This window comes from Romboutsia maritimum (assembly GCF_002251085.2).
Taxonomy (GTDB): Bacteria; Bacillota; Clostridia; order Peptostreptococcales; family Peptostreptococcaceae; genus Romboutsia_B; species Romboutsia_B maritimum.
Genome location: NZ_NOJZ02000007.1, coordinates 65280 through 88430 on the forward strand (window position 1 = coordinate 65280; position 23151 = coordinate 88430).

Here is a 23151-nt window from a genome sequence, read left to right on the forward strand (position 1 = left end):
TTCACTAGGTTATTTTATAAAATTTTTATATTTTTTACTTAGTTATTTCTATATATTTTCTAGCTGTTATAAAATAATACATTAAATATATTATTGAGAAAGTACCTATACATTTTATTACTGATGAATAGCTCTCTATATTAAAAGTATCCTTAACTAGATGTCCAGCTACTATACTATGAATAATCCCTATAATTATTGGTAATAAGAAATATATTCCCACTTGTTTAAATATTACTTTATTTATATATTCTTGACTTGTTCCTATTTTTCTTAATGTATCAAATCTAACTTTATCTTTATTTGCATCTGATATACATTTAAAATACATTATACTTCCCAAAGATATCATAAACACTAACCCTAAGAAAATACCTATAAAGTATACAGAATTTATAAAATCAAATTTATGTTTATCAAATGTGTCTACACTGTGTAACTTCATGTCTGAGTTATCTTTTACATACTTTGAAATTTGTGAAGTATTTTCAAAGTTTTTTAGTGTTATTCCTTTATAGTTTAATACATTAACATCTTTTATATTTTCTAAGAAATACTTATAATCATTATCACTAACTATTAAAAGTGATTCTTTTTGATTTCCCATAATTGATGATGCAAAATAATCTTTTAATTTTATTTCTTTTCCTGCTATTTTTTCATCTAAGTTTATACCCGATGCATTAAGCATATTTTTAGGAGGGATAATAAAGCCTTCTCCATCTTTAGGCTTATTTTTTAATAGTCTTTTTTCATTATCAATACTTTTATGTTTCATAATATATTCAATATCTGAGTATCTAACTATATTTAATTTATCTAAATAATCACTTATTTTAGATTTTGTCTTGTAATCAATTAAATCTATATTTACTTTAAAATCTACTTCTTCTTTACTTAAACTTATAGCTTTATTTACTATTTTATCGTCATTTTCTCCTCTACTCATATAATATATGCTATATGGAAATTCATCATTATATGTATTATCAAATAAAGTTTTCATTCCAAATGCTACTATTACACTTGTTAAACAGCAAGTTATAAGAACAGTAACTTGACCTAATACTTTATTACTATCTTTTATTCTAAAAATAACATTATTATAACTTACTATATTTGTATTTTTATATAGTATTTTCTTATTTTTTATTATTTTACTCATAATAAATGTAAAAAATCCTTTAAATAAAAATGCTGTTCCTATTATTACTGATAATACTGCTATTATTATTGCTATCATAAAGTTAATACCTAAATCTCTAAAATAAATTGTTGATATATATCCTCCCAAAATTATTACTAATCCTAATATCCCTTGAATTGTTTTATTCTTAGTTGATACATTTTGGTACATATTAGTAGCATTTAATAATTTTGTAATATCAGTTCTTACTAAAAGTATGTATTCCTTTATAAATACTAGTACTAATATTCCTAAAAACATAAAAGATGTAGCTATTATAGCATGTGTTGATATTTCAAATTTAATTATATTACTTTTATTAGCTAACTTAACAAGTGTCATTAAAAACATTTTATTTACAGCGATTCCCCCTATTATACCTATAATCAATGATATAATTCCTGTAAATAAACCTTCTTGAGCAAATAACAATGCTATTTTATTATTTTCAATACCCATAAATGTATATATCCCAAATTCTTTTTTTCTTTGCTCTATAAAAAAGCTACTTGAGTAAGATATAAAGAAAATAAAAAATAAAAATAATACCATAGCACATAAACCTGATATAACTGAAATCGTGTTAAAATCTTGTATTGACTTAAATTGTTCACTATATCCAAGAGTTGCAAAATTATAAAAAACTATAACTGAAAAAACCATTGAAAATATATACATTCCATAGTTTTTTAAATTTTGTCTTAAGTTCATCATTGATAACTTAAGAAAGCTCATTTACTTCACCCCCCATAGATGTAAGTAAATTCATTATGTTATTAAAAAACTCTTTTCTATTTCCACTACTATCTATTCTTGCATTTAATTTACCATCTTTCATAAAAATAACTTTTTTTGAATAACTAGCACTAAATGCATCATGAGTTACCATTATAACTGTTACATTGAACTTCTCATTCATTTCTTTTAAACAATTTAAAAGCTCAGAAGATGCTTTAGAATCAAGCGCTCCAGTTGGTTCATCTGCAAATATAATTTTAGGTTCTGTTATTAATGCTCTTGCTGCTGCTGCTCTTTGTTTTTGACCACCTGACAATTCATAAGGATATTTGCTTAAATGTCCTTCTATTCCAAAAAACTTAGAAAGTCTTAGCACTTCAGCTCTAACTTTATCTTGTTTTTCTTTTGATATTACTAATGGTAATGCTATATTATCTTCTACTGTCATACTATCTAATAAATTATAATCTTGAAATATAAATCCTATATTTTCTCTTCTAAATTTAGATATTTGTTTATTATTCATTTCTTGTATATTTTTATTGTTATAATAAACTTTACCGCATGTTGGCTTGTCAACTGTAGATAATATATTTAAAAGCGTAGTTTTTCCTGCTCCAGATGGTCCCATTATGCTTATAAACTCACCTTTTTTAACCTCTAAATCTATATTATCAAGTATTTTAAATATTGATTTATTAGTTTTAAATTCTTTTTTTAAATTTACTACTTTTAACATTTTATTTTACCTCCAAATTTTAAGTAGCTTCTTTTTAGATAGCTTTTATTTATACTTATATTTATACTTATATTTATACTTATATATTATAATTTTTAGCTTTTATAATCCATCCATCTACATTACAATTTGAAGGTTATATATTACATTTATGTTATGTTAAAGTAATCTGATAAATTATAAAATGTAATATACACGTCACAAAATTTATTAGCACTTGAAACAACTTCTATATTATGACTTAATTTATGTAAAATTTTCTTTGATATATAAAGCCCCATACCAGTTGACTTAGTTCTCTTTCTACCATTTTCACCAGTAAATCCTTTATCAAATATTCTATCTATATCTTGTGGTACTATCCCTATACCATTATCTTTAATATGCAATTGAGTACCTTTATCATCTTTAAGAGTGTATATTTGAATTTTTCCAAATTTATTTGTATATTTACACGAATTATCTATAATTTGCTCTATAATATGAGTTATCCATTTTTTATCAGTTAACACATTTACATCAGTATTACTTATTTCTATCTCTATTTTATTGTATATAAATAAATACTTATGCTTTTTAACTACTTCTTTTATTACCTTCGATAAATTTACTTCTTCTATCAAAAAGTCTGAACTATAATTACCAGCTCTACTTGTATATAAAGCTTGATCTACTAAATTTTCAATCCGTTTTATTTCTATATTTATATCTTTTGATAATCTTTCTTCTTTTTCAATTTCCGATACTCTTTTAGATATTATTTCTAATACTGCAATTGGTATTTTTATTTCATGAACCCATTTTGTCATATAATCATTAATCTCTTGTAATTCTTCTCTTAGACCATTTAATTCTTCTTCATGTTCATTTACTTTATTTTCTATAATCTTATAAAAACAATCAGTAATTGCATATTTCTTTTCATCAGATTGATTGTTTATATAATTAAAAAGTATTTTATATTTTTTCTTTTGACTTAAATATCCTATAACTAAAAATATTACGGTTGTTATTAAAGTTAATACATTTATGTATATCAAACTACTTAATATATTAGATAAACTAGAATCTAAGATTATATTTAAATCAAAGATAATTATAACTACTATAATTAAAAATAAAAATAACTTTATATTATTTAAGTATTTTATAAAATTCATTAAACTATATACCCCTGTCCTTTTTTAGTAATTATAAAATCTATTAAACCTATAGAATCTAATTTCTTTCTAAGCCTATTTATATTAACTGTTAGTGTATTTTCACTTATAAATTCTTCACTTTCCCAAAGCTCTTCTATTATCTCATCCCTTTTCACTATAGTGTCTTGTCTTTCCATCAAAATATGTAATATTTTCAATTCATTTTTAGTTAGTTCAATGTTTTCATCACTATAATAAATTTTACTTTCTAATATGTTTAATACAACATCATTACATCTTAATACGTCACTTTTTAAATCACTATTATATGAATAAGTTCTCCTTAAAATTGCTTGTACTTTTGCAACTAATACTTGTGGAGAAAAAGGTTTTTTTATATAATCATCTCCACCTATATTAATTGACATTATAATATCCATATCACTATCTCGTGATGATATAAATATTATTGGTACTTTTAAAAAATTTCTTATCTGAGAACACCAATAAAATCCATCATAACAAGGAAGATTTATATCCATAAGTATTAACTTCGGATTAACTTCTAAAACTTCTTTTGTTATATTTTCCAAATCCTTAACTTCTTCTACATTATAAGACCACTTACTCAAAGTTAAGCTTATTTCCCGGCTTAAAGCTTTATCATCTTCTATTATAAATATATCTACCAATAATTTCACCTTCTTTTAACTTTATTATCATTTATGTAAAATATTGTATCAGATTTTGAGTATAAAATACAAAAAGACACTATAAAAGAATGATAAATTTATCATTCTTTTATAGTGTCTAATATTTATTAATATTTTAAAATTTATTTTGATTTATTAAGCTTATATATATAATATAAATTTATTAAGATAATTGCTGCATTTGCTATAGCAACTGGATAAGCTTTTACAATCATTCCATAAAAAACAAATAACAAACATCCTATTGTATTAATTATTCTAAGTTTTACAATAGATGTCATTGTTAAAGATATTACAATTAAAATTGATGCTAAATACCCAACCCATTCAATAGGATTAACACTAAACATATATGATTGCTCCTTTTTGATTTATTATTTGATATTTTACGAAAATTATTATGCATTTTCTAGTTTAGTTACATTTACTATATCCACATTGTAAGCAAATTCCACATCCTCCAGTTGGAATAACAGCTTCATTACCGCATTCTGGGCATATGAATTTTTCCTCTTCAATTTCTTTATTATTAACTAATTTATTTGTTTTTTCTTGATTATTATTTTCTTTTTTATTTGGTTTATCATTTAAAAGTATTCCACTACGTTTGCATCCATCTCTATATATTGTTATTCCTTTTAAATTATTTTTCCATGCTGACATATATATATTATAAACATCCTCAACAGTTGCTTCATATGGTAAATTTATTGTTGAAGATATAGATGCATCTATATGCTTTTGCCAAGAACTTTGCATCTTTATTCTTTCATTTGGACTTAAAGTCATTGCTGTTACAAATATTTCTGGCAAATTATTTTCATCCACTATATCTTTTAAATCCATATATTCTTTTACTATAGGTGTATATACTTTATAATATACATCTTGGTCATGTAAAGTTTCAGTCTTTCTTATATATGAAAGATTAAATATAGGCTCTATCCCTCCACTTATTCCTAACATAGTAGATATAGACCCAGTTGGTGGTATTGTAAGTATTTGAGAATTTCTTAGTCCATATTGTTTTACTAAATCTTTAACATCATCTTTTAAATTTTCATTAAAGAAATTTGATTTAATAATAGCTTTTTTATCATAATTTTCATATGGTCCAAATTCTTTTGATAACATTGCTGATTGTTCTATAGCACTATTTAACATTATATTAGATAACTTTTCGCATAACTTGATAGATTCTTCACTTCCATATCTTATATTCATCTTTATAAGCATGTCAGCTATTCCCATAACCCCAAGCCCTATTTGTCTATACTTTCTAACAGTTTGCCTTTGTTCTTGTAATGGATGTAACTCTAATCCTTCTTCTAATACTTCATTAAGCCCTACTACGCAATCTTTTACACATGCTTTAAATTTATCTATATCAAATATCGCACTAGAAGTAAATGGTTCAACTATAAATTCAGCTAAATTTATAGAACCTAATAAGCAACTTCCTCCTTCTGGTAGCGGTTCTTCTGCACAAGGATTTACCCCTGCATATTTAAAGTTTTTATCACCACTTAATAAATGATTATTTTTTATATTATCCCAAAACAAAATCCCAGGTTCAGCATAATCCCAGTTGTTAGTTATTAATTTTGTAAATAATTTATATGCATCTATTTCTTTTAATATTTCTTCTTTAGTTGATTCTACTTTAAATTTACATTGATATTTTTCTTTATTTTCAACTGCTCTCATAAATTCATCATTTATTCTAACTGATATATTTGCTTTTGTAACTTTTTCTAAATCAGTTTTTATATCTATAAAAGATTCTATATCAGGATGATTTACATCCATAGATATCATCAAGGCTCCCCTTCTACCTCTTTGTCCTATAAGAGATGTTGTCATTGAGTATAGTTCCATAAATGATACAGCTCCAGTAGTTGTCTTAGCTGAATTATGCACTAAAGATCCATTTGGTCTTAGCTTAGATATATCAAATCCAACGCCTCCTCCATAACTAAATGTTCTAGCTAATTTTTTTGCTGTATCAAATATACTTTCTAGATTGTCTTCAGGTTGAGATAATACATAACAATTTGAATAAGTTACCTTTATATTATCTTTAGGTAATCCTCTATTAGCTAAAATTCTTCCTGCAAATAAAAATTTACGCTCCCTTATTAACTTTGCTATTTTCTTATTTCCTCCAGATACTCTTTCTATCCATTCATCAAATGTCTCATTATTATATTGATATTTATTAGCCCAAATAGATTTCTGAAGTTCATCTGTTTTCCATTTTGAATTTCTTATATCTGACCTTTTTTCTCTATATAAAATATATTTTTTAGCTACATCTTTTCTATTTGACTCCATTAATAAAACTTCTACTCTGTCTTGTATCTCTTCTACTGTAAATTCTTTTTCTTTTGCATTAATTATTTCCTTTTCTATTTTTAAAGCTATTGTTTTTGCTAAAACTTCATCTATTCCTTGTTTACTATTTATAGTTGATTTGTAGACAGCATTAAATATTTTGTTTTTATCAAAAGCTTCTTTTGTTCCATCCCTTTTTATAATTGATAACATGTCCTATTCTCCAATCTTGTATTACCCTTTTCATTTTTTTACTCTATATATTGTATAAAATTAAATATAAATCAGTTACTAAAAATAAACTAGCAATAATAAATTTCATTAGTACTAGTTTATTTTTAGTTACTCTTTAATATCTAATAAAATCATATCTCCAGTCCTTTGGGATGATAACATCTTTATCAAATGATTTATATCAGTAGGTTTATCTAAATACCAGCGAGCTTCTTTTATTGAAATTGAATACACTGTATTTATATAAATTAAATATAATAATTTATGCTGTTCTTCAAGATCAGCTGTATTATTATAAGTAGTTACAATATTTTTTTGTAAGGAATCTGTAGTTTTCATAATATATTCAACATTTTTTATGCAATTTTCATGATTATCATCAGATAACTGAACTAACTCTTTTGATAAAAGTTTTAAATCATGATTAACTTTTACTAAATCATTTAAATATCTTGTATATGTTACTGTATCAGCAAAACAAAAATTTGTAAAAAGTAAAAAAGTTAGAAAAGCAATAGATATAATTTTTTTCAATAAAAAAACCTCCTCTTTGATAGTTTGTATATATTATAGATATATTATGTGCAAAAATATATTAATAATATAGCTATACTTAAACAGGAGGTTTAAAAATCATTTATTTTTTAATAAATTTTCTTTAATTAAAAAATTGTGAGCTACACTCTCTGGAGATTTTCCAAGTTCATCAACTTCATAATTAAGTTCCAACATAGTTTTTTCATCAATTTTATTAGATAACATATTTAATATATCTTCTAATTCTGGATGTTTTTCTATTGTATCTTTACTTACTAATGGCACTGCATAATACGCAGGAAAGAACTGTTTATCATCCTCTAATATTTTAAGTTTAAACTTTTTTATAAGACCATCTGTAAGAAATGCATCTACGACTTGTGATTCATTTTTGTTTAAAGCTGAATATCTAATACTACCATCCATCCCTTTAGAATTTTTAAAAGATAAATCATAATAACGAGAAACTCCTTTAAGACCATCTTCTCTATTTTCAAACTCTAAAGTTGGAGAAATAATTAATTTATCACTATATTTGCTTAAATCAGATATAGTATTAATTCCATATCTTTCTGCTACTTCAGGCATCATAGCTAAAGTATAGGTATTATTAAACCCTATAGGATCTAATAATTTTAAATCATATTTTTTTGTCATTGTATCTTGTATATGTTTATATGCTTTATCTGAATCTTTAATTATGTCTTCTCCCATTACATTCATTAAAAGTGTTCCTGTATAATCAACATACATATCTAATTCATTAGACTTAAGTGCCTCAAATGCCACTGATGAGCCACCTAAATTTAATTTTCTCTCAACATTATAATCAGTATTTTCTTCAACTAAATCTGCATACATGTTTCCTAATATAAGTTGCTCTGTAAAATTCTTAGATCCTATAGTTATAGTCTCTTTTTCATTTGAAAAAACTGACATAAAAGTAGTAACTGTTACCGTGATTACTATTATAACTGAAACAATTTTAATCCCAAATGTATTTTTTTTATTAGATTTAGCTTCTAATCCTTTTGGTGTAACTAACAATTCAACCTTACTAAATACGTAGTCTATAAATAAAGCAAGTATACAAGATGGAATTGCTCCAGCTAAAATCATATTATTATTTACAGTTTGAACTCCTGAGAATACTAAATACCCTAATCCTCCAGCTCCTATAAATGCAGCTAGTGTCATTAAACCAACAGCTGTAACTGCTGATATTCTAACTCCTGCCATTATAATTGGAAGAGCCAAAGGTAATTGTATTTTAAATAAAGTTTGATTTTTAGTAAGTCCAATTCCTTTTGCTGACTCCAATACCACTGGATCAATGCTTGTAATTCCTGTATAAGTATTTTTCACTATCGGTAATAAAGAATAAATTACTACCATAAATATAGCTGGCTTGCTCCCTATACCAAGTATTGGTATAAGCAATCCTAGTAATGCCATTGATGGTACTGCTTGAACTAGATTTACAAATCCTAATATTATTTTCTTTAAATGATATACCTTAGAGATAATTATTCCAAGAGGTACTCCAATTAATATTGCTATTAATATTGCTGAAAAAGTTAATCCAATATGTTGTATTAAAAGATTTATTATTTGACTTTTTTGATTTAAAATAAAAGTAATAAAATTACCCAAGCACACTCACCTCCATATCTAAAAACTGTTCGCTTAGTATACTAATTAAACTACTTCTAGTTATTAAGCCCACTAATTTATTATCATTTGATATTACTGGTATATATCCTACTGAATGAGAATTCATAACCTCTAATATGTCTACTAAATTATCATGTTCATTTACAAATAAAATTTCTTTAGACATTATAGCTTCTAATATTTCAGATTTATCACTAGTTGATTTTATGTCCTTAAGTGTAGCAATACCTTTTAAACTTTTTTGTTTGTCTACAATTAACAAACTGTCTACTTTATTAGTCCTCATAATTTCAATTCCCTGTCTAATCGTTCTTGATGATTTAACTGAAATAGGATCTTTTATCATAATGTCTTTTGCTTTTATGTATTCTGGATTATTCCATACCCTATCGCTTCCTATAAAATCAACAACAAATTCATTTACAGGATTTCTAAGTATATTTTCAGGTGTGTCATATTGAGCTATCTTTCCGTCTTTCATGATACAGATTTTATCTCCAAGCTTTAAAGCTTCATCCATATCATGTGTAACAAATATTATCGTCTTTTTAAGTTCTTCTTGAAGTGAAAATAATTCATCTTGAAGTGAATTTCTAGTTATTGGATCTAATGCACTAAATGGCTCGTCCATTAAAATTATGTCTGCATCAGTAGCCATTGCTCTTGCAACTCCAACTCTCTGCTGCTGTCCTCCACTAAGTTGTGATGGATATTTATTTAAGAAATCTATTTGATCTAGACCTACCATTTCTAAAAGTTCTATCGTTCTTTTTTCTATTTCTTCTATAGATTTTTCTTTTTTTATTTTTGGAATTAATTCAATATTTTCTTTTATAGTTAGATGTGGAAAAAGACCTGTATTTTGAATTACGTATCCTATTTTTCGCCTTAGTTCTATTGTGTTTTCTTTTGAGATTGGCTTATTATCAATATATATTTCACCTGACGTAGGCTTTATTAATTTGTTTATAAGTTTTAATGTAGTTGTTTTACCACATCCACTAGCTCCAATTAGTACTACTAAGGTTCCCTCTTTAATCGACAAAGTTATATCATCTAATATTACTTTATTACCCATTTTTTTTGATACATTTTTTATTTCTATCATAACTATTACCTCCTCCTAACAAATAACTTGCATATAAATAACAAGTTATTAATACGCAGTATATCACATATATTCCCTAATTTGCAAATAAACATATATTAAAAGTGCGTTCTTTTAATGTTTTTTCCCTAAAATTAAACAAAAAAACACCTTTAAATATAATCATATTTAAAGGTGCTTTTTTGTTTAATGAGATATTCCCATTTTTATATTTAATATAAAATTCAAAATGAATAATATTGTTAATACATACATTGCAGGTGATACTTCTTTGTATTTATTAGTAGCTATCTTTAATAAAGTGTACACTATAAATCCTAAAGATATACCGTTCACTATGTTATAAGTAAATGGTATTAAAGTTATGATTATAACCATAGATATTGTATCTATAATGTCACCTTTTTCTAAATCAAAGAAAGTTTCTATCATAAGTATCCCTATAAAAATTAGTACTGCACTTATAACCCCATTTGGTATTAATTTTAATACTGGGATTAAAAATAATGATAATAAAAATAATATAGCTGATGTAAATGCTGCAACCCTACCTCTTGCACCAACGCTTATTCCTGAGAAGTTTTCAGCTGCAACTATTGTTGGACTAGTTCCAAAAGCTCCAGCTATCATGTTAGATATTCCTGCTATTCTAAATGATTTTTGGAAATCTTCTTCTCTATTAATAGCATCTATTTGACCATATAATATTCCCATATTTTCAAATACTATTACAACAGTTATAGATAATACAGCTACGAAAAATGGAACTGATAATATATTCTTAAATGACATTCCTAAGAAAATTTCTTTAAACGCTCCAATATTAAATGCTGCAAAATCTAAATTATTTAAACTAGTTATACCCATGAATAAAGATAATACTGTTCCAATTATTATACTGATAAGTAGATTTCCGTTTATCTTTTTTATATTTAGTATCAAAATAATAACTAAGGTTATTAAACTTAAAAGAGTTTCTTTATTTGATAAATCTCCTAAACCAACCATCGTATTCTTACTTGATACAACAAGACCACTTTTTTGAAGTCCTATAAACAATATAAGTAATCCTACTCCTACAGTTATAGAATGTTTCAAATTATTTGGTATTGATTTCATAAGTATAGGTGTTATTTTAGTACTTGCAATTAAAGTAAATATTATACCACTTATAAATACTGCTCCTAAAGCTTCTTGCCATGATAATCCCATAGAGTTTACTATTGTATATGTGAATAATGAATTTATCCCCATACCTGGCACTACTATAAATGGTGTATCAGATGTTAATCCCATAAGCATTGTTGACACAGCACAAGTAAATATAGTTGCTATCATAGCTGCATCAGGACTTATTCCTGCATCAGATAATATTAATGCATTAGTCATTATGATGTATACACTGGCAATAAATGTAGTCATACCTCCTAAGACTTCTGTTTTAAAATCATAATTTTTTAGTGTTATAGTTTTTTCGTTCATTCCTCTTTCCTCTATTTCTGTTTCCCTCACCCGCCCACATAAAATTATGCTTTTTTATATTATCATTATTTTGTACTAAAGTCCATATTTTGTATTAAAATTTGTATCTTTTGATTTTTATCCTATAATCCATTTACTACCTCTGTTGGTATAACAAATTCCACAGCTCCCATATATCCTGGTGCTACTTCATATTCATCAAAACTGATTACTAAATTTCCGTCTTTGTTTATATAAAAATCTTGGTCTTTTGCTATTGTATTGAAATTATCTATTCCATCTTCTTGATTTATAAAATAACTTACATTAGAATCATTTTTAATTTGAATTTTCATTTGTTCTTTTATATTTTCACTTATTGCATTTATATATTTATCACTTTTAAATAATGCAGGTAATGTTAATACTATTTGCTTATCTTTATCTATTGTATAATGCTTTTTAGTTGTATATGATGAAGCTTGTGTTTCCTCTTTAGTAACTTCTATAGATAAAAATTTATCTGTGTCACTTTTTATATTATAGTCAACTCCAACATACTTATTTGAGTTTTTAACCTCAGGTACTTCTTTTAATAAGTTTTCATACATTTCTTTTCCTTTAGACATAAATTCATCATTTAATCTGTTTTCTAAATTTTTATCTTGTAAACCTTCTATTTTAGGAACTTCTAGCTTAGCTTCAAAATTGCCTTCTTTTATAGAATATTGCTTTATGTTAACAAGTTTTACTAAATTACCTATTACAGGTATTTCCTCTAATGTATTCGCAAAAGCTGGACTAACATTAACCATTATTATCACTACACAAATTGAAGCTGCTACACTCATCCATCTAGTATTAAATTTATGTGCATGTTTTTCATTTCTTTTGCTATCATCAAAAGCATCATTAACAACCGAATTTAATTTATCAGGTATTTGAATATCCCTATATTCTTTTTTTAATTCTTCTAAATTTCTTTTTTTCATATTATTACCTCCATATTAATTTTCTATTTCTACTCTTAATTTCTTTAAAGCACTATATAGCCTAGTTTTAACTGTATTTATGTTTTCATCTAATATTGATGCAATCTCATCTATTTTTAAATCTTCAAAATATCGTAGTATTACAATTGTCTTATACTCTATATCTAGATGGTCTAAAGCTTCTTGTAAATCTAAATCCTTATATTTATCATTTTTTCCATTATCATTTATTTGAGAAATATCAACCATGTTAATATATTTTTTATTTTTTCTTATGTAGTCTATACTAGTTCGAACTAATATTTTATAAAACCATGATTTTACACTACTAATTTCTTTTAAACCCTCTACAGAGTAAAGTGCCTTATATATAGATTCTTGTACAACGTCTAACGCGTCGTCTTCATTTTTAGTATAGCTGTAAGCAATTCTATAAAATGAGTTTTTATTTTCTATAATATATGCTTCTACTTTTTTTCTTTTAAGGCCCTTAAACACTTCTACATCTCCTTTCATTTAGACTAAAATTTTAGTTTTTCGTAATTACATATATATAGACGTATTTTATATTTTAAAAAGTTTTACATTTTTATAAATTTTTTAACCATATAAAAAGCTGCCTTAAAAATCAATCTTAAGACAGCCTTTTATTAATATTTATTTATTTCTTCTAACAATTCTTCTACTAATTTATCGCCTTTTATTTTTCTTATTATTTCACCTTTTTTAAATAAAAGACCTTCACCTTTTCCGCCCGCTATTCCTATATCTGCTTCTCTGGCTTCTCCTGGTCCGTTTACTGCACATCCCATTATTGCTATTGTTATATCTTTTTCAAGATGATTAATTTTTTGTTCTACTTCATTTACTACGCTTATTAAATCTATATTACATCTTCCGCATGTTGGACAAGATACTACTTTAATTTTGTCATTTAATAATCCTAGACTTCTTAGTATCTCTTTACCTACTATAACTTCCTCTGTAGGATCTCCTGTAAGAGATATTCTTATAGTATCTCCTATTCCTCTAAGAAGTAATGCTCCCACTCCTATAGATGACTTTATAGTTCCTTTTTTTATACTTCCTGACTCTGTTATTCCTATATGTAATGGATAATCTACTTTTTTAGAAATAAGTTCATAAGCATCTAAAGTTTTATAAATATCTGATGACTTAAGAGAAATAACTATATTGTGAAAATCTAAGTCTTCAAGTATTTTCACATGCCCAAGTGCACTTTCAACTAAAGCTTCTGCCGTAGGTGAACCATACTTTTCTAGAAGTTCTTTTTCTAAAGAACCTCCATTAACACCTATTCTTATTTTTAAGTTTCTTTCTTTACATTTTTCAACTACCATTTTCACTTTTTCTATACTTCCAATGTTACCTGGATTTATTCTAACTCCATCTACACCTTGTTCTATTGCTTTTAGTGCTAATCTATGATCAAAATGTATATCTGCAATTACAGGTATGTTAACTTGTGATTTTATTTTTCCTATATTTTTAGCAGCTTCCATATCTGGAACTGCAACTCTAACTATTTCACAGCCTACTTCTTCAAGTCTCTTTATTTGCTCTATTGTTTTATCTGCATCTCTTGTGTCAGTATTTGTCATGGATTGTATGCTTATAGGATTATTTCCTCCTATTTTTACATTTCCTACACTAACTTCTCTACTTAGTCTTCTTTTGTAACTCATAATCTCACCTTCTATTATTCAGATTATTATTTATTAACTAATCTTAAAATATCTTTGTATGTTATAAACACCATAAATAACATTAATGCCCCAAATCCTACCAAATTAACCATAGCTTCTTTATTAGGATCTATTTTCTTTCCGCCTCTTATAGCTTCTACTGCTAATAAAAATAATCTACCTCCATCAAGCGCTGGTATTGGTAGCAAGTTAAATATTCCTAAATTTAAACTTATTAATGAACCTAAAGATATCAGATTTATTATGCCAGTTTTAGCTGCATCTGAAACTAAACCAACAACTCCAATTGGTCCTGCAACTGAATTTCCTATTCCTCCAGGTAATGTTCCTGTTACTAACTGTCCTAAGAATTTAAACATTTGAACTGTTATATTTGCTGTAGTTTTAAATGCACTAGTTATAGAAGCAAAAAAGTCCTTTTTCATTTTAGTTTCTATACCTATGCTATATCTTCCATCTTTAATCTCAGGTTTAAGATTAACTGATTTCTCTTTACCATCTTTAGTAAGAATAATATTTACTTCTTTACCCTTAGATTTATTTAATGTATTTATAACAGTTTGCCATGTTTTTACTTCTTGATTATTTATTTTAGTAATAGTATCTCCTGCCACTATTCCTGCTCTTTGAGCCGGACCATTATCTAAAACTTTATTTAATGTAGTTGTTGGACTTCCCATATATAGAAATACCGGTATTAATAAAATTATGGCAAGTATTATGTTAAAAAATGGTCCTGCAAATATTACACTAGCTCTTTGTAATATGCTTTTATTGCCAAAAGATCTAGGATCATTAGAACTTTCATCTTCGCCTTCCATACTAATAAATCCACCTAATGGTAATAGTCTAATTGAATATTCTGTGTCTTTTTTTATACTGAATAACTTAGGTCCCATACCTATTGCAAATTCATGAACTTTTATTCCACTTTTCTTTGCTAGAAGGAAATGCCCTAATTCATGAATAAAAACTATTATCCCAAATAATAATATAGCTGCTATTATTGTCATAAATTCACCTTCCTATTTAATTGATTTTTTTACAAATTCTCTACTCCATCTATCTATTTCTAATATGTCTTCTAATGTAGGCTCACTTATACTATTATGAGCTTCTAAAGTTTTTTCTATGTAATATGGTATGTCATAAAAGCCAATTTTATCCTCTAAAAATTCATTTACTAATATTTCATTAGCTGAATTTAAAGCTGCACAATATGTTCCACCTTGATTTAAACAATCGTATGCTAATTTTAAGCATGGGAATGTTTCTAAATCAGGTTTTTCAAATGTAAATGTACTCATCTTAGAAAAATCTAGTCTTTCAAAATCATTTAATATTCTATCTGGATATGTTAGTGCATATTGTATTGGTAATCTCATGTCTGGACAACCTAATTGTGCTATTATAGAGCTATCATTAAATTGTACCATTGAATGTATTATACTTTGTGGATGTACTACTACATCTACATCTTTATAATCTACATCAAATAACCACTTAGCTTCTATTACCTCAAGTCCTTTATTCATAAGGGTAGATGAATCTATACTTATTTTTCTACCCATACTCCAATTTGGATGCTTTAATGCTTCATTTTTAGTTATTTTCAAAAGATCTTTTTTAACTTTCCCTCTAAATGGTCCCCCTGAAGCTGTTAATATTATTTTTTCTATAGTTTTATGACTCTCTCCATTTAAAGCTTGGAATATAGCACTATGTTCACTATCAACTGGTAGTATATCTACATTATATTTTTTAGCTTCTTTCATAACAAGCTGTCCTGCCGTTACTAATGTTTCTTTGTTAGCTAGGGCTATTGTTATACCTTTTTGTATAGCACAAAGTGTAGGAACTAACCCTATCATTCCTACTACAGCAGTTAAGAGTATATCAATTTCATCTAATGATGATATTGTCTTTAACCCTTCCATTCCTGACAGTACTTCTATTTTTATATCTGTTGGAATGTTTTCTTTTAATTTTTTTGCGCTATTTTCATTATATACAGCTACATATTTAGGTCTAAATTCTTTTATTTGCTCTAGCAACAAATCTACACTACTATTAGCCGATATTGCAACTACTTCAAATTTATCTCTATTTGCTCTTACAACATCTACGGTTTGAGTTCCTATAGAGCCTGTAGAGCCTAAAATTGATATTTTTTTCATATCTCTATTCCTTTCTAATAATAAATTTTGTCATTAATTATTATATCATTATTAAAAGTATTATTCATGCTCTTCATAAAAAATTCACATTAATTATTATAAGTACAAATAATTAAAGCTTCAGTTAAACTGAAGCTACTTAATAAAAAAAATAATCGCATTATAAACAAATGGTGCTACTAGTATAACACTATCAAATCTATCTAAAATACCACCATGACCTGGTATTAATTTTCCATAATCTTTTATACCTACATATCTCTTTATAGAAGAGGCAAATAGGTCTCCAAATTGTGCAATTACACTCCCTAAACTTCCAATTAAAGCCATATATATTAAGTCTAAATTAAATATATATCCAAATAAAATACAGCCACATGTACTTCCAATTATTCCACCTATACTACCTTCAACAGTTTTCTTTGGACTTATTTTAGGAATAAGTTTATGTTTTCCAAATAAGTAACCACTAAAATAAGCAAATGTATCTGTCATAAAAGATATAACAAATATAAGCCATACATAAATCTTTCCTAATTCAAAATTATTTGCAGTTAATATTATAAAATCAAAAAATATAGCTACATAAAAAACTCCAAAAAAAGTAATTGCTATATCTATAATGTTATTTCTACATCTTAAAATATATGTAATACTTATAAAGAATAACATGAATATTATCATACATGTATATTCTACTGGCAAACTAAAAATATTCTTTATTCCAATATATGCTGCAAACATATATCCTATATTAAATAATGGATTTATATCTTTTTCTTTGAATGCTTTATAAAACTCATTTAAAGCAATAGCAATTAAAACTGTTTCTGCTAGATATAGAGGTAAACCTCCATACACTATAAATACAAATAATGGTACTAGGGCTAACGAAGCAATAATTCTTGTAAGCATAAAATAATCTCCTTACTTAACTCCTCCAAATCTTCTATCTCTTTTTTGATAAACACATATTGCTTTTTGTAGTTCATCTTTATTAAAATCTGGCCAATGTATATCTGTGAAATAAAACTCTGAATAAGCAACTTCCCAAAGTAAAAAATTACTTAATCTTTGTTCTCCACTAGTTCTTATAACCAAATCTGGATCTGGAATAGACTTTGTGCTTAAATAGTTTTTTATAACATCTTCATCTATACTATCTATATCTATTTTACCACTTTTAAAATCTTTTACTATACCTAAAACAGCATTTTTTATGTCATATCTACTTCCATAATTCAATGCTAGATTTAAATTAACCCCATCATTATCTTTAGTTAACTCCATCGCTGACTTAAGTTCTCTTTTACAAACACTTGGTAACTCTGTAGTGTCACCTATAGCAGTTAGTCTAACATTATTTTTATGTAACTCTGCTATTTCATTTCTTAAATAAGTAGATAATAAATTCATAAGTGTATCAACTTCTAGTTTCGGTCTTTTCCAATTTTCAGTTGAAAATGCATATAGTGTTAAATGTTTTATATTAAGCCTTGAACATTCTTTTACTATCTCTCTTATCGTCTCTACCCCTGCTTTATGTCCTGCTGTTCTTGGAAGAAATCTTTTTTTAGCCCATCTTCCATTTCCGTCCATTATAATTGCAATATGAGTAGGTACATTATTTAAATCTATATCATATGTAAAATTATTTTTCATATTCTGCCTCCAATTTATTTCTGACCCCTTAATTTAAGGAGTCAGAAAAATAAGTGATTATTATTTCTACACTATCATCTAAATCAGATATTTTTATAGCTTTAGGAACTGTAAGCTTGTCCTTATCTTTTCCACCTTCAATAGTTTTAATAGTATAGCTAATATTTTTCTTGTCAAAAAACTCTTTTACATCATTTATGTGAAGGCCTAAAAGTTTATAATATTTTTCCAAATTATACCGCCATTATGTCTTGTTCTTTAGCTACTGCTACTTCATCTATGTTTTTTATGAATTTATCAGTTGTTTTTTGAACTTCATCTTGAGCTTTCTTTAACTCATCTTCAGTTATTTCGCCTTCTTTTTCTAATTTCTTTAATTTATCATTAGCTTCTCTTCTTTCATTTCTTAATCTAACTTTAAATTCTTCAGCTACTTTATGAGCTTTTTTAGCTAATTCTTTTCTTCTCTCTTCTGTTAAAGCTGGAACAGCTATTCTTATAACTTGTCCATCATTTGTTGGATTTAACCCTAAATCAGAATTTCTTATAGCTTTTTCTATTTCAGCCATAGCACTCTTATCCCAAGGATTTATCATTAATGTTCTTGGTTCTGGTACTGATATTGCACCTACTTGATTTATTGGAGTTGGAGTTCCATAGTAATCAACTCTTACTTTATCTAACATTTGAGCATTAGCTCTACCTGTTCTTATTGTAGTATACTCATATTTAAGAGCTTCTATTGTTTTTTCCATTTTGCTTTGTAATTCTTTTTGTATAGTTTTCATATTTTTCTCCTCCTTCATTTTATCTATAGTATTATTTTACAGTTGTGCCTATATTTTCGCCCATTACTGCTCTTATTATATTCTGTGTAGTTAATTCAAATACCTTTATAGGAATCTTATTATCCATACATAAAGATGTAGCTGTTGAATCCATAACTTTTAATTCTTTTTGAAGAACTTCTATATAGCTTAATTCATCAAACTTTTTAGCATCAGCATGTACTTTTGGATCTTTATCATATACCCCATCTACATTTTTAGCTAATAATATAACTTCTGACTCCATTTCAGCTGCACGAAGTGCTGCTGCTGTATCAGTTGAGAAATATGGATTTCCTGTACCTGCTCCAAATATAACAACTCTTTCTTTTTCTAAATGTCTAACTGCTTTTCTTCTTATATAAGGTTCTGCTATTTGTCTCATTTCTATAGCTGTTTGAACTCTAGTTGCAACATCCATATTATCAAGAGCATCTTGAAGCGCCATAGCATTCATTACAGTAGCTAACATTCCTATATAATCAGCAGTAGTTCTGTCCATTCCTTCACTAGTTCTACCTCTCCAGAAATTTCCTCCACCTACTACTACAGCTACCTCAACACCTATTTCTTGTATTGTTTTTATAGCGATTGCAATTTCATTAACAACATCATTGTTTATTCCAAAACCTCTATCTCCTGCTAATGCTTCACCGCTAAGCTTTAATAATACTCTTTTATACATTGGCTTATCCATCAGAAATCCTCCTATTAAATTGTATGTGTAAAATTTTCCACGCTTTTTTAAAAAAGAGAACACTTGCGTGTTCTCTTTTGGTTATTACTTAAGTTGCTTAGCAACTTCTTCTGCAAAGTTTTCTTCTTTCTTCTCTATACCTTCACCAACTTCGAATCTTACAACTCTAGCTATTTTTATGTCAGACCCTACTTTTTTAGCAGTATCAGCAACTAATTGTTTAACTGTTACATCTGGGTTTTTTACGAAAGTTTGTTCTAATAAACAAACTTCTTTTAATTGTTTTTCTAATCTACCCTTTATCATCTTTTCTACTATGTTAGCAGGTTTTCCTTCGTTTAAAGCTTGTTGAGTTAATATTTCAGTTTCGTGAGCTATGTAATTAGCATCAACTTCATCTCTAGAAACGTATTTAGGATTCATAGCTGCAACTTGCATCGCTATATCTTTACCCATAGCTAAAACTTCTTCGCTTCTAGCATCAGTTAACATTTCTACAAGAACACCTATTTTACCAGCTCCATGTATGTATCCTGCTATTTGTCCATCAGTTGATAATTTAGCAAATCTTCTAACGTCTAATTTTTCCCCTATAGTAGATATTCTATCATTTAAAACTGCTTTTAAAGCTTTACCTTCTTTATGATTTTCATCTAATAATTCAGCTATTTCTTGTTTTTCAGTAACTAATGCCATTTGAGCAACATCTTTAACAAACATTTTGAAATCTGCATTTTTAGCAACGAAATCTGTTTCTGAGTTTACTTCTACTACTGCAGCAACAGTGTGATCAGCGTTCATTTCTACAGAAACTAAACCTTCTGCAGCTATTCTGTCAGCTTTCTTAGCAGCTTTAGATAAACCTTTTTCTCTTAATATATCAATCGCTCTTTCCATGTCCCCTTCAGCTTCTACTAAAGCTTTTTTACAGTCCATCATTCCAGCGCCAGTACCTTCTCTTAACTCTTTAACCATTTGAGCAGTTATGTTAGCCATTTTGTTTACCTCCTACATATTAATAATGGTAAGGGCATAGACCCTTACCATTCAATTGTTTAATTATTCTTGGTCTTCAGATACTTCTTCTTCAGCACCTTGTCTTCCTTCTATTATAGCAGTAGCCATTGCACCAGTTATTAATTTTACAGCTCTTATAGCATCATCATTTCCTGGTATAGCAAAGTCTAGTTGTTCTGGGTCACAGTTTGTATCAACTATTCCTACTACTGGAATTCCTAATCTGTGTGCTTCTTGTATAGCTATGTTTTCTTTTCTTGGGTCTACTACGAACATAGCTCCTGGTAATTCAGGCATATCCTTTATACCACCTAAGTATTTTTCTAATTTTTCTTTTTCAGCTCTTAATTTTATAACTTCTTTTTTAGGAAGAACGTTGAATACTCCATCGTTTTCCATTTTTTCTAATTCTCTTAATTTTTTAATTCTTGTTTGTATAGTTTTGTGGTTTGTTAACATTCCACCTAACCATCTTTCATTTACGAAGTACATTCCACATCTTTCAGCTTCTTCTTTTATAGCTTCTTGAGCTTGTTTCTTAGTTCCTACGAATAAGATTGGCTTTCCAGTTTCAGCTATTTCTTTAGTGAATCTGTAAGCTTCTTCAACTTTTTTAACTGTTTTTTGTAAGTCTATGATGTATATTCCGTTTCTCTCAGTGAATATATACTGAGCCATTTTAGGATTCCATCTTCTTGTTTGATGTCCAAAGTGAACACCAGCTTCTAATAATTGTTTCATTGATATAACTGACATATTTACCTCCTGGTTTTATACCTCCGGCTTGATCATCTCCCTAAAAAACCATTTTTAGGCACCTTTTAAGGATCCCAATACCGTGTGTGATTATATTTTATTTTTTCACCTTTTGTAGTATATCATAGGCTTTTATAAATTACAATATTTTTTCTATCTTTTATATTTTATACTAATATATTTGTATTTTATACACTTTTTTGAAATTTAATTTCCTAATATCATTTTTATTCTTGTTTTTAATGAAGCATTATTTATATCATTATCACTGACTATATTTATACTACCTAAAATTTCACCTGTATCTGTGTAATATTTTATAACTCCTAAAATTTCACCTTTTTTTATAGGATAACTTATCTCTTTAAATGTAACTTGTGTATTTAAATTTTCTTCTTTACCTAAAATTAAATATAATTCATTTTCTGGCACTAAAGTTACTTCTAATTCTTCAAGACCTTTTATATATTTTTTACCTATTAAATTATCCTTGTCCATAACTTTTTTAGTTTTAAAATTATCTCGTCCATAATTTAAAATAGATATTGATGATGCGAGTCTTTTATCTTTGTGGTTAGCTCCTAGTACAACACCTATTATTCTATGTTCTTTATCATTATTTTCATCTTTATCTATTTTCATAGAAAAAGACAAACAATATCCAGCATTCCCTGTATATCCAGTTTTTATTCCATCTACGTTTGGAATAATCCTTAACAATGCATTAGTATTATTTTTTACAAAACCTCTTTCAGGATAAGAATATGTCGTCATATTCGTTATTGAAACAACTTGTTTTTCATAGTTATCAAACATATACTTACCTAATGTAGCTATATCTCTTGCTGTAGATATATTTTGTTTTGGTAAAGCTTTTGGATTATTTAAGTCGTATATAGGAAGCCCATTTGGATTAACAAAATTTGTATTTATCATACCTATTTCTTTTGCTTTTTTATTCATTCTTTTCACAAATTTCTTTTGATCTTTTCCTATATGTTTTGATATTGCAACCGCAGCATCATTCCCTGATACTATCATCAAACCTTTCATAAGTTCTATTAATGGTACTTTCTCTCCTACTTTAAGTTTGTAACTAGATCCTCTTACTGAAGCTATAGACTTATCAATTTCAATTATGTCATTTGCTTTTACTTCTTTATTTTCTATAGCTTCTATTGCTAATAAGAATGTCATCATTTTACTTAAACTTGCCAATGGTAATTTAGCATCCGGATTCTTTTCAAAAAGTACTCTATTTGTATCTTGATCTATAAGTATTGATGATTTTGAATACTTATCTATATTTTTGGGCTTAGCATATATAGTACTTGGGCTTATAAATGATATAATCATTATAAATATAAGTAATCTTTTTGTTCCTTTTTTCAAAAATCTCACCTTCTTGGATTAATAAGTCTATATTAATT

The 23151-nt window shown here is 26.9% G+C and carries 23 protein-coding genes; all 23 read right to left on the minus strand.

The features are described from left to right. Nucleotides 1-34: 34 nt before the first annotated feature. The 23 genes from CHF27_RS05910 to CHF27_RS06020 all read right to left on the minus strand — a co-directional run bounded on the left by CHF27_RS05910 (nucleotide 35) and on the right by CHF27_RS06020 (nucleotide 23113). A complete protein-coding gene (locus CHF27_RS05910; protein WP_095405074.1) occupies nucleotides 35-1921 on the minus strand; it encodes an FtsX-like permease family protein in 1887 nt (628 codons plus the stop codon). Then, nucleotides 1908-2663 (minus strand): ABC transporter ATP-binding protein, encoded by a 756-nt coding sequence (locus CHF27_RS05915; protein ID WP_095405073.1) that lies wholly within the window; start codon nucleotides 2661-2663, stop codon nucleotides 1908-1910. The genes CHF27_RS05910 and CHF27_RS05915 overlap by 14 nt, the downstream gene beginning before the upstream one ends. A 149-nt stretch (nucleotides 2664-2812) precedes the next feature. Continuing rightward, a complete protein-coding gene (locus CHF27_RS05920) occupies nucleotides 2813-3823 on the minus strand; it encodes a sensor histidine kinase (protein WP_095405072.1) in 1011 nt (336 codons plus the stop codon). Next, nucleotides 3823-4506: a response regulator transcription factor gene (locus tag CHF27_RS05925; protein ID WP_334293874.1), complete on the minus strand. Its 684-nt coding sequence runs from the start codon at nucleotides 4504-4506 to the stop codon at nucleotides 3823-3825. The genes CHF27_RS05920 and CHF27_RS05925 overlap by 1 nt, the downstream gene beginning before the upstream one ends. A gap of 134 nt (nucleotides 4507-4640) precedes the next feature. Continuing rightward, nucleotides 4641-4868 (minus strand): YgjV family protein, encoded by a 228-nt coding sequence (locus CHF27_RS05930; protein WP_095405070.1) that lies wholly within the window; start codon nucleotides 4866-4868, stop codon nucleotides 4641-4643. Nucleotides 4869-4932: 64 nt separating this feature from the next. Next, on the minus strand, nucleotides 4933-7065 hold the full coding sequence (locus CHF27_RS05935; RefSeq protein ID WP_095405069.1) for an adenosylcobalamin-dependent ribonucleoside-diphosphate reductase: 2133 nt from the start codon (nucleotides 7063-7065) through the stop codon (nucleotides 4933-4935). Nucleotides 7066-7194: 129 nt separating this feature from the next. Further along, nucleotides 7195-7620, minus strand: coding sequence for a hypothetical protein (locus CHF27_RS05940; protein WP_095405068.1), 426 nt, complete (start codon nucleotides 7618-7620; stop codon nucleotides 7195-7197). Nucleotides 7621-7719: 99 nt separating this feature from the next. Next, complete coding sequence (locus CHF27_RS05945; protein ID WP_199533625.1) at nucleotides 7720-9276, minus strand: ABC transporter permease/substrate-binding protein; 1557 nt, start codon at nucleotides 9274-9276, stop codon at nucleotides 7720-7722. Beyond that, nucleotides 9269-10405: an ABC transporter ATP-binding protein gene (locus CHF27_RS05950; protein WP_095405066.1), complete on the minus strand. Its 1137-nt coding sequence runs from the start codon at nucleotides 10403-10405 to the stop codon at nucleotides 9269-9271. Before CHF27_RS05950 ends, CHF27_RS05945 begins: the two co-directional genes overlap by 8 nt. A 186-nt stretch (nucleotides 10406-10591) precedes the next feature. Then, the gene (locus CHF27_RS05955; RefSeq protein WP_095405065.1) at nucleotides 10592-11917 is read right to left on the minus strand and encodes an NCS2 family permease; all 1326 of its coding nucleotides are present in this window, start codon (nucleotides 11915-11917) and stop codon (nucleotides 10592-10594) included. A 92-nt stretch (nucleotides 11918-12009) separates the two neighbouring features. Next, nucleotides 12010-12858, minus strand: a complete 849-nt coding sequence (locus CHF27_RS05960; protein WP_095405064.1) for an anti-sigma-V factor rsiV — start codon at nucleotides 12856-12858, stop codon at nucleotides 12010-12012. Between the two features lie 15 nt (nucleotides 12859-12873). After that, complete coding sequence (locus tag CHF27_RS05965) at nucleotides 12874-13356, minus strand: RNA polymerase sigma factor (protein WP_095405063.1); 483 nt, start codon at nucleotides 13354-13356, stop codon at nucleotides 12874-12876. A gap of 152 nt (nucleotides 13357-13508) precedes the next feature. Further along, entirely contained in the window at nucleotides 13509-14564 is a 1056-nt protein-coding gene (gene ispG / locus CHF27_RS05970; protein WP_095405062.1) for a flavodoxin-dependent (E)-4-hydroxy-3-methylbut-2-enyl-diphosphate synthase, read from the minus strand. A 26-nt stretch (nucleotides 14565-14590) separates the two neighbouring features. Further along, nucleotides 14591-15598: an RIP metalloprotease RseP gene (gene rseP, locus CHF27_RS05975; protein WP_095405061.1), complete on the minus strand. Its 1008-nt coding sequence runs from the start codon at nucleotides 15596-15598 to the stop codon at nucleotides 14591-14593. 12 nt (nucleotides 15599-15610) lie between these two features. Beyond that, complete coding sequence (locus CHF27_RS05980) at nucleotides 15611-16762, minus strand: 1-deoxy-D-xylulose-5-phosphate reductoisomerase (RefSeq protein WP_095405060.1); 1152 nt, start codon at nucleotides 16760-16762, stop codon at nucleotides 15611-15613. Nucleotides 16763-16897: 135 nt separating this feature from the next. Then, nucleotides 16898-17677 carry a phosphatidate cytidylyltransferase gene (locus tag CHF27_RS05985; RefSeq protein WP_095405059.1) on the minus strand — a complete coding sequence of 260 codons (780 nt, stop codon included), beginning with the start codon at nucleotides 17675-17677 and terminating at the stop codon, nucleotides 16898-16900. A 12-nt stretch (nucleotides 17678-17689) separates the two neighbouring features. After that, complete coding sequence (locus CHF27_RS05990) at nucleotides 17690-18424, minus strand: isoprenyl transferase (RefSeq protein WP_095405058.1); 735 nt, start codon at nucleotides 18422-18424, stop codon at nucleotides 17690-17692. Between the two features lie 28 nt (nucleotides 18425-18452). After that, complete coding sequence (locus CHF27_RS05995; RefSeq protein WP_095405057.1) at nucleotides 18453-18656, minus strand: hypothetical protein; 204 nt, start codon at nucleotides 18654-18656, stop codon at nucleotides 18453-18455. A 1-nt stretch (nucleotide 18657) separates the two neighbouring features. Next, complete coding sequence (gene frr / locus CHF27_RS06000; RefSeq protein ID WP_095405056.1) at nucleotides 18658-19212, minus strand: ribosome recycling factor; 555 nt, start codon at nucleotides 19210-19212, stop codon at nucleotides 18658-18660. A gap of 31 nt (nucleotides 19213-19243) precedes the next feature. Next, nucleotides 19244-19948, minus strand: a complete 705-nt coding sequence (gene pyrH, locus CHF27_RS06005) for a UMP kinase (RefSeq protein ID WP_095405055.1) — start codon at nucleotides 19946-19948, stop codon at nucleotides 19244-19246. Between the two features lie 84 nt (nucleotides 19949-20032). Continuing rightward, a complete protein-coding gene (tsf, locus tag CHF27_RS06010; protein WP_095405054.1) occupies nucleotides 20033-20944 on the minus strand; it encodes a translation elongation factor Ts in 912 nt (303 codons plus the stop codon). A gap of 63 nt (nucleotides 20945-21007) precedes the next feature. Further along, a complete protein-coding gene (rpsB, locus tag CHF27_RS06015) occupies nucleotides 21008-21721 on the minus strand; it encodes a 30S ribosomal protein S2 (RefSeq protein WP_095405053.1) in 714 nt (237 codons plus the stop codon). A 207-nt stretch (nucleotides 21722-21928) separates the two neighbouring features. Beyond that, nucleotides 21929-23113 (minus strand): D-alanyl-D-alanine carboxypeptidase family protein, encoded by a 1185-nt coding sequence (locus CHF27_RS06020; RefSeq protein WP_199533627.1) that lies wholly within the window; start codon nucleotides 23111-23113, stop codon nucleotides 21929-21931. Nucleotides 23114-23151 lie beyond the last annotated feature (38 nt).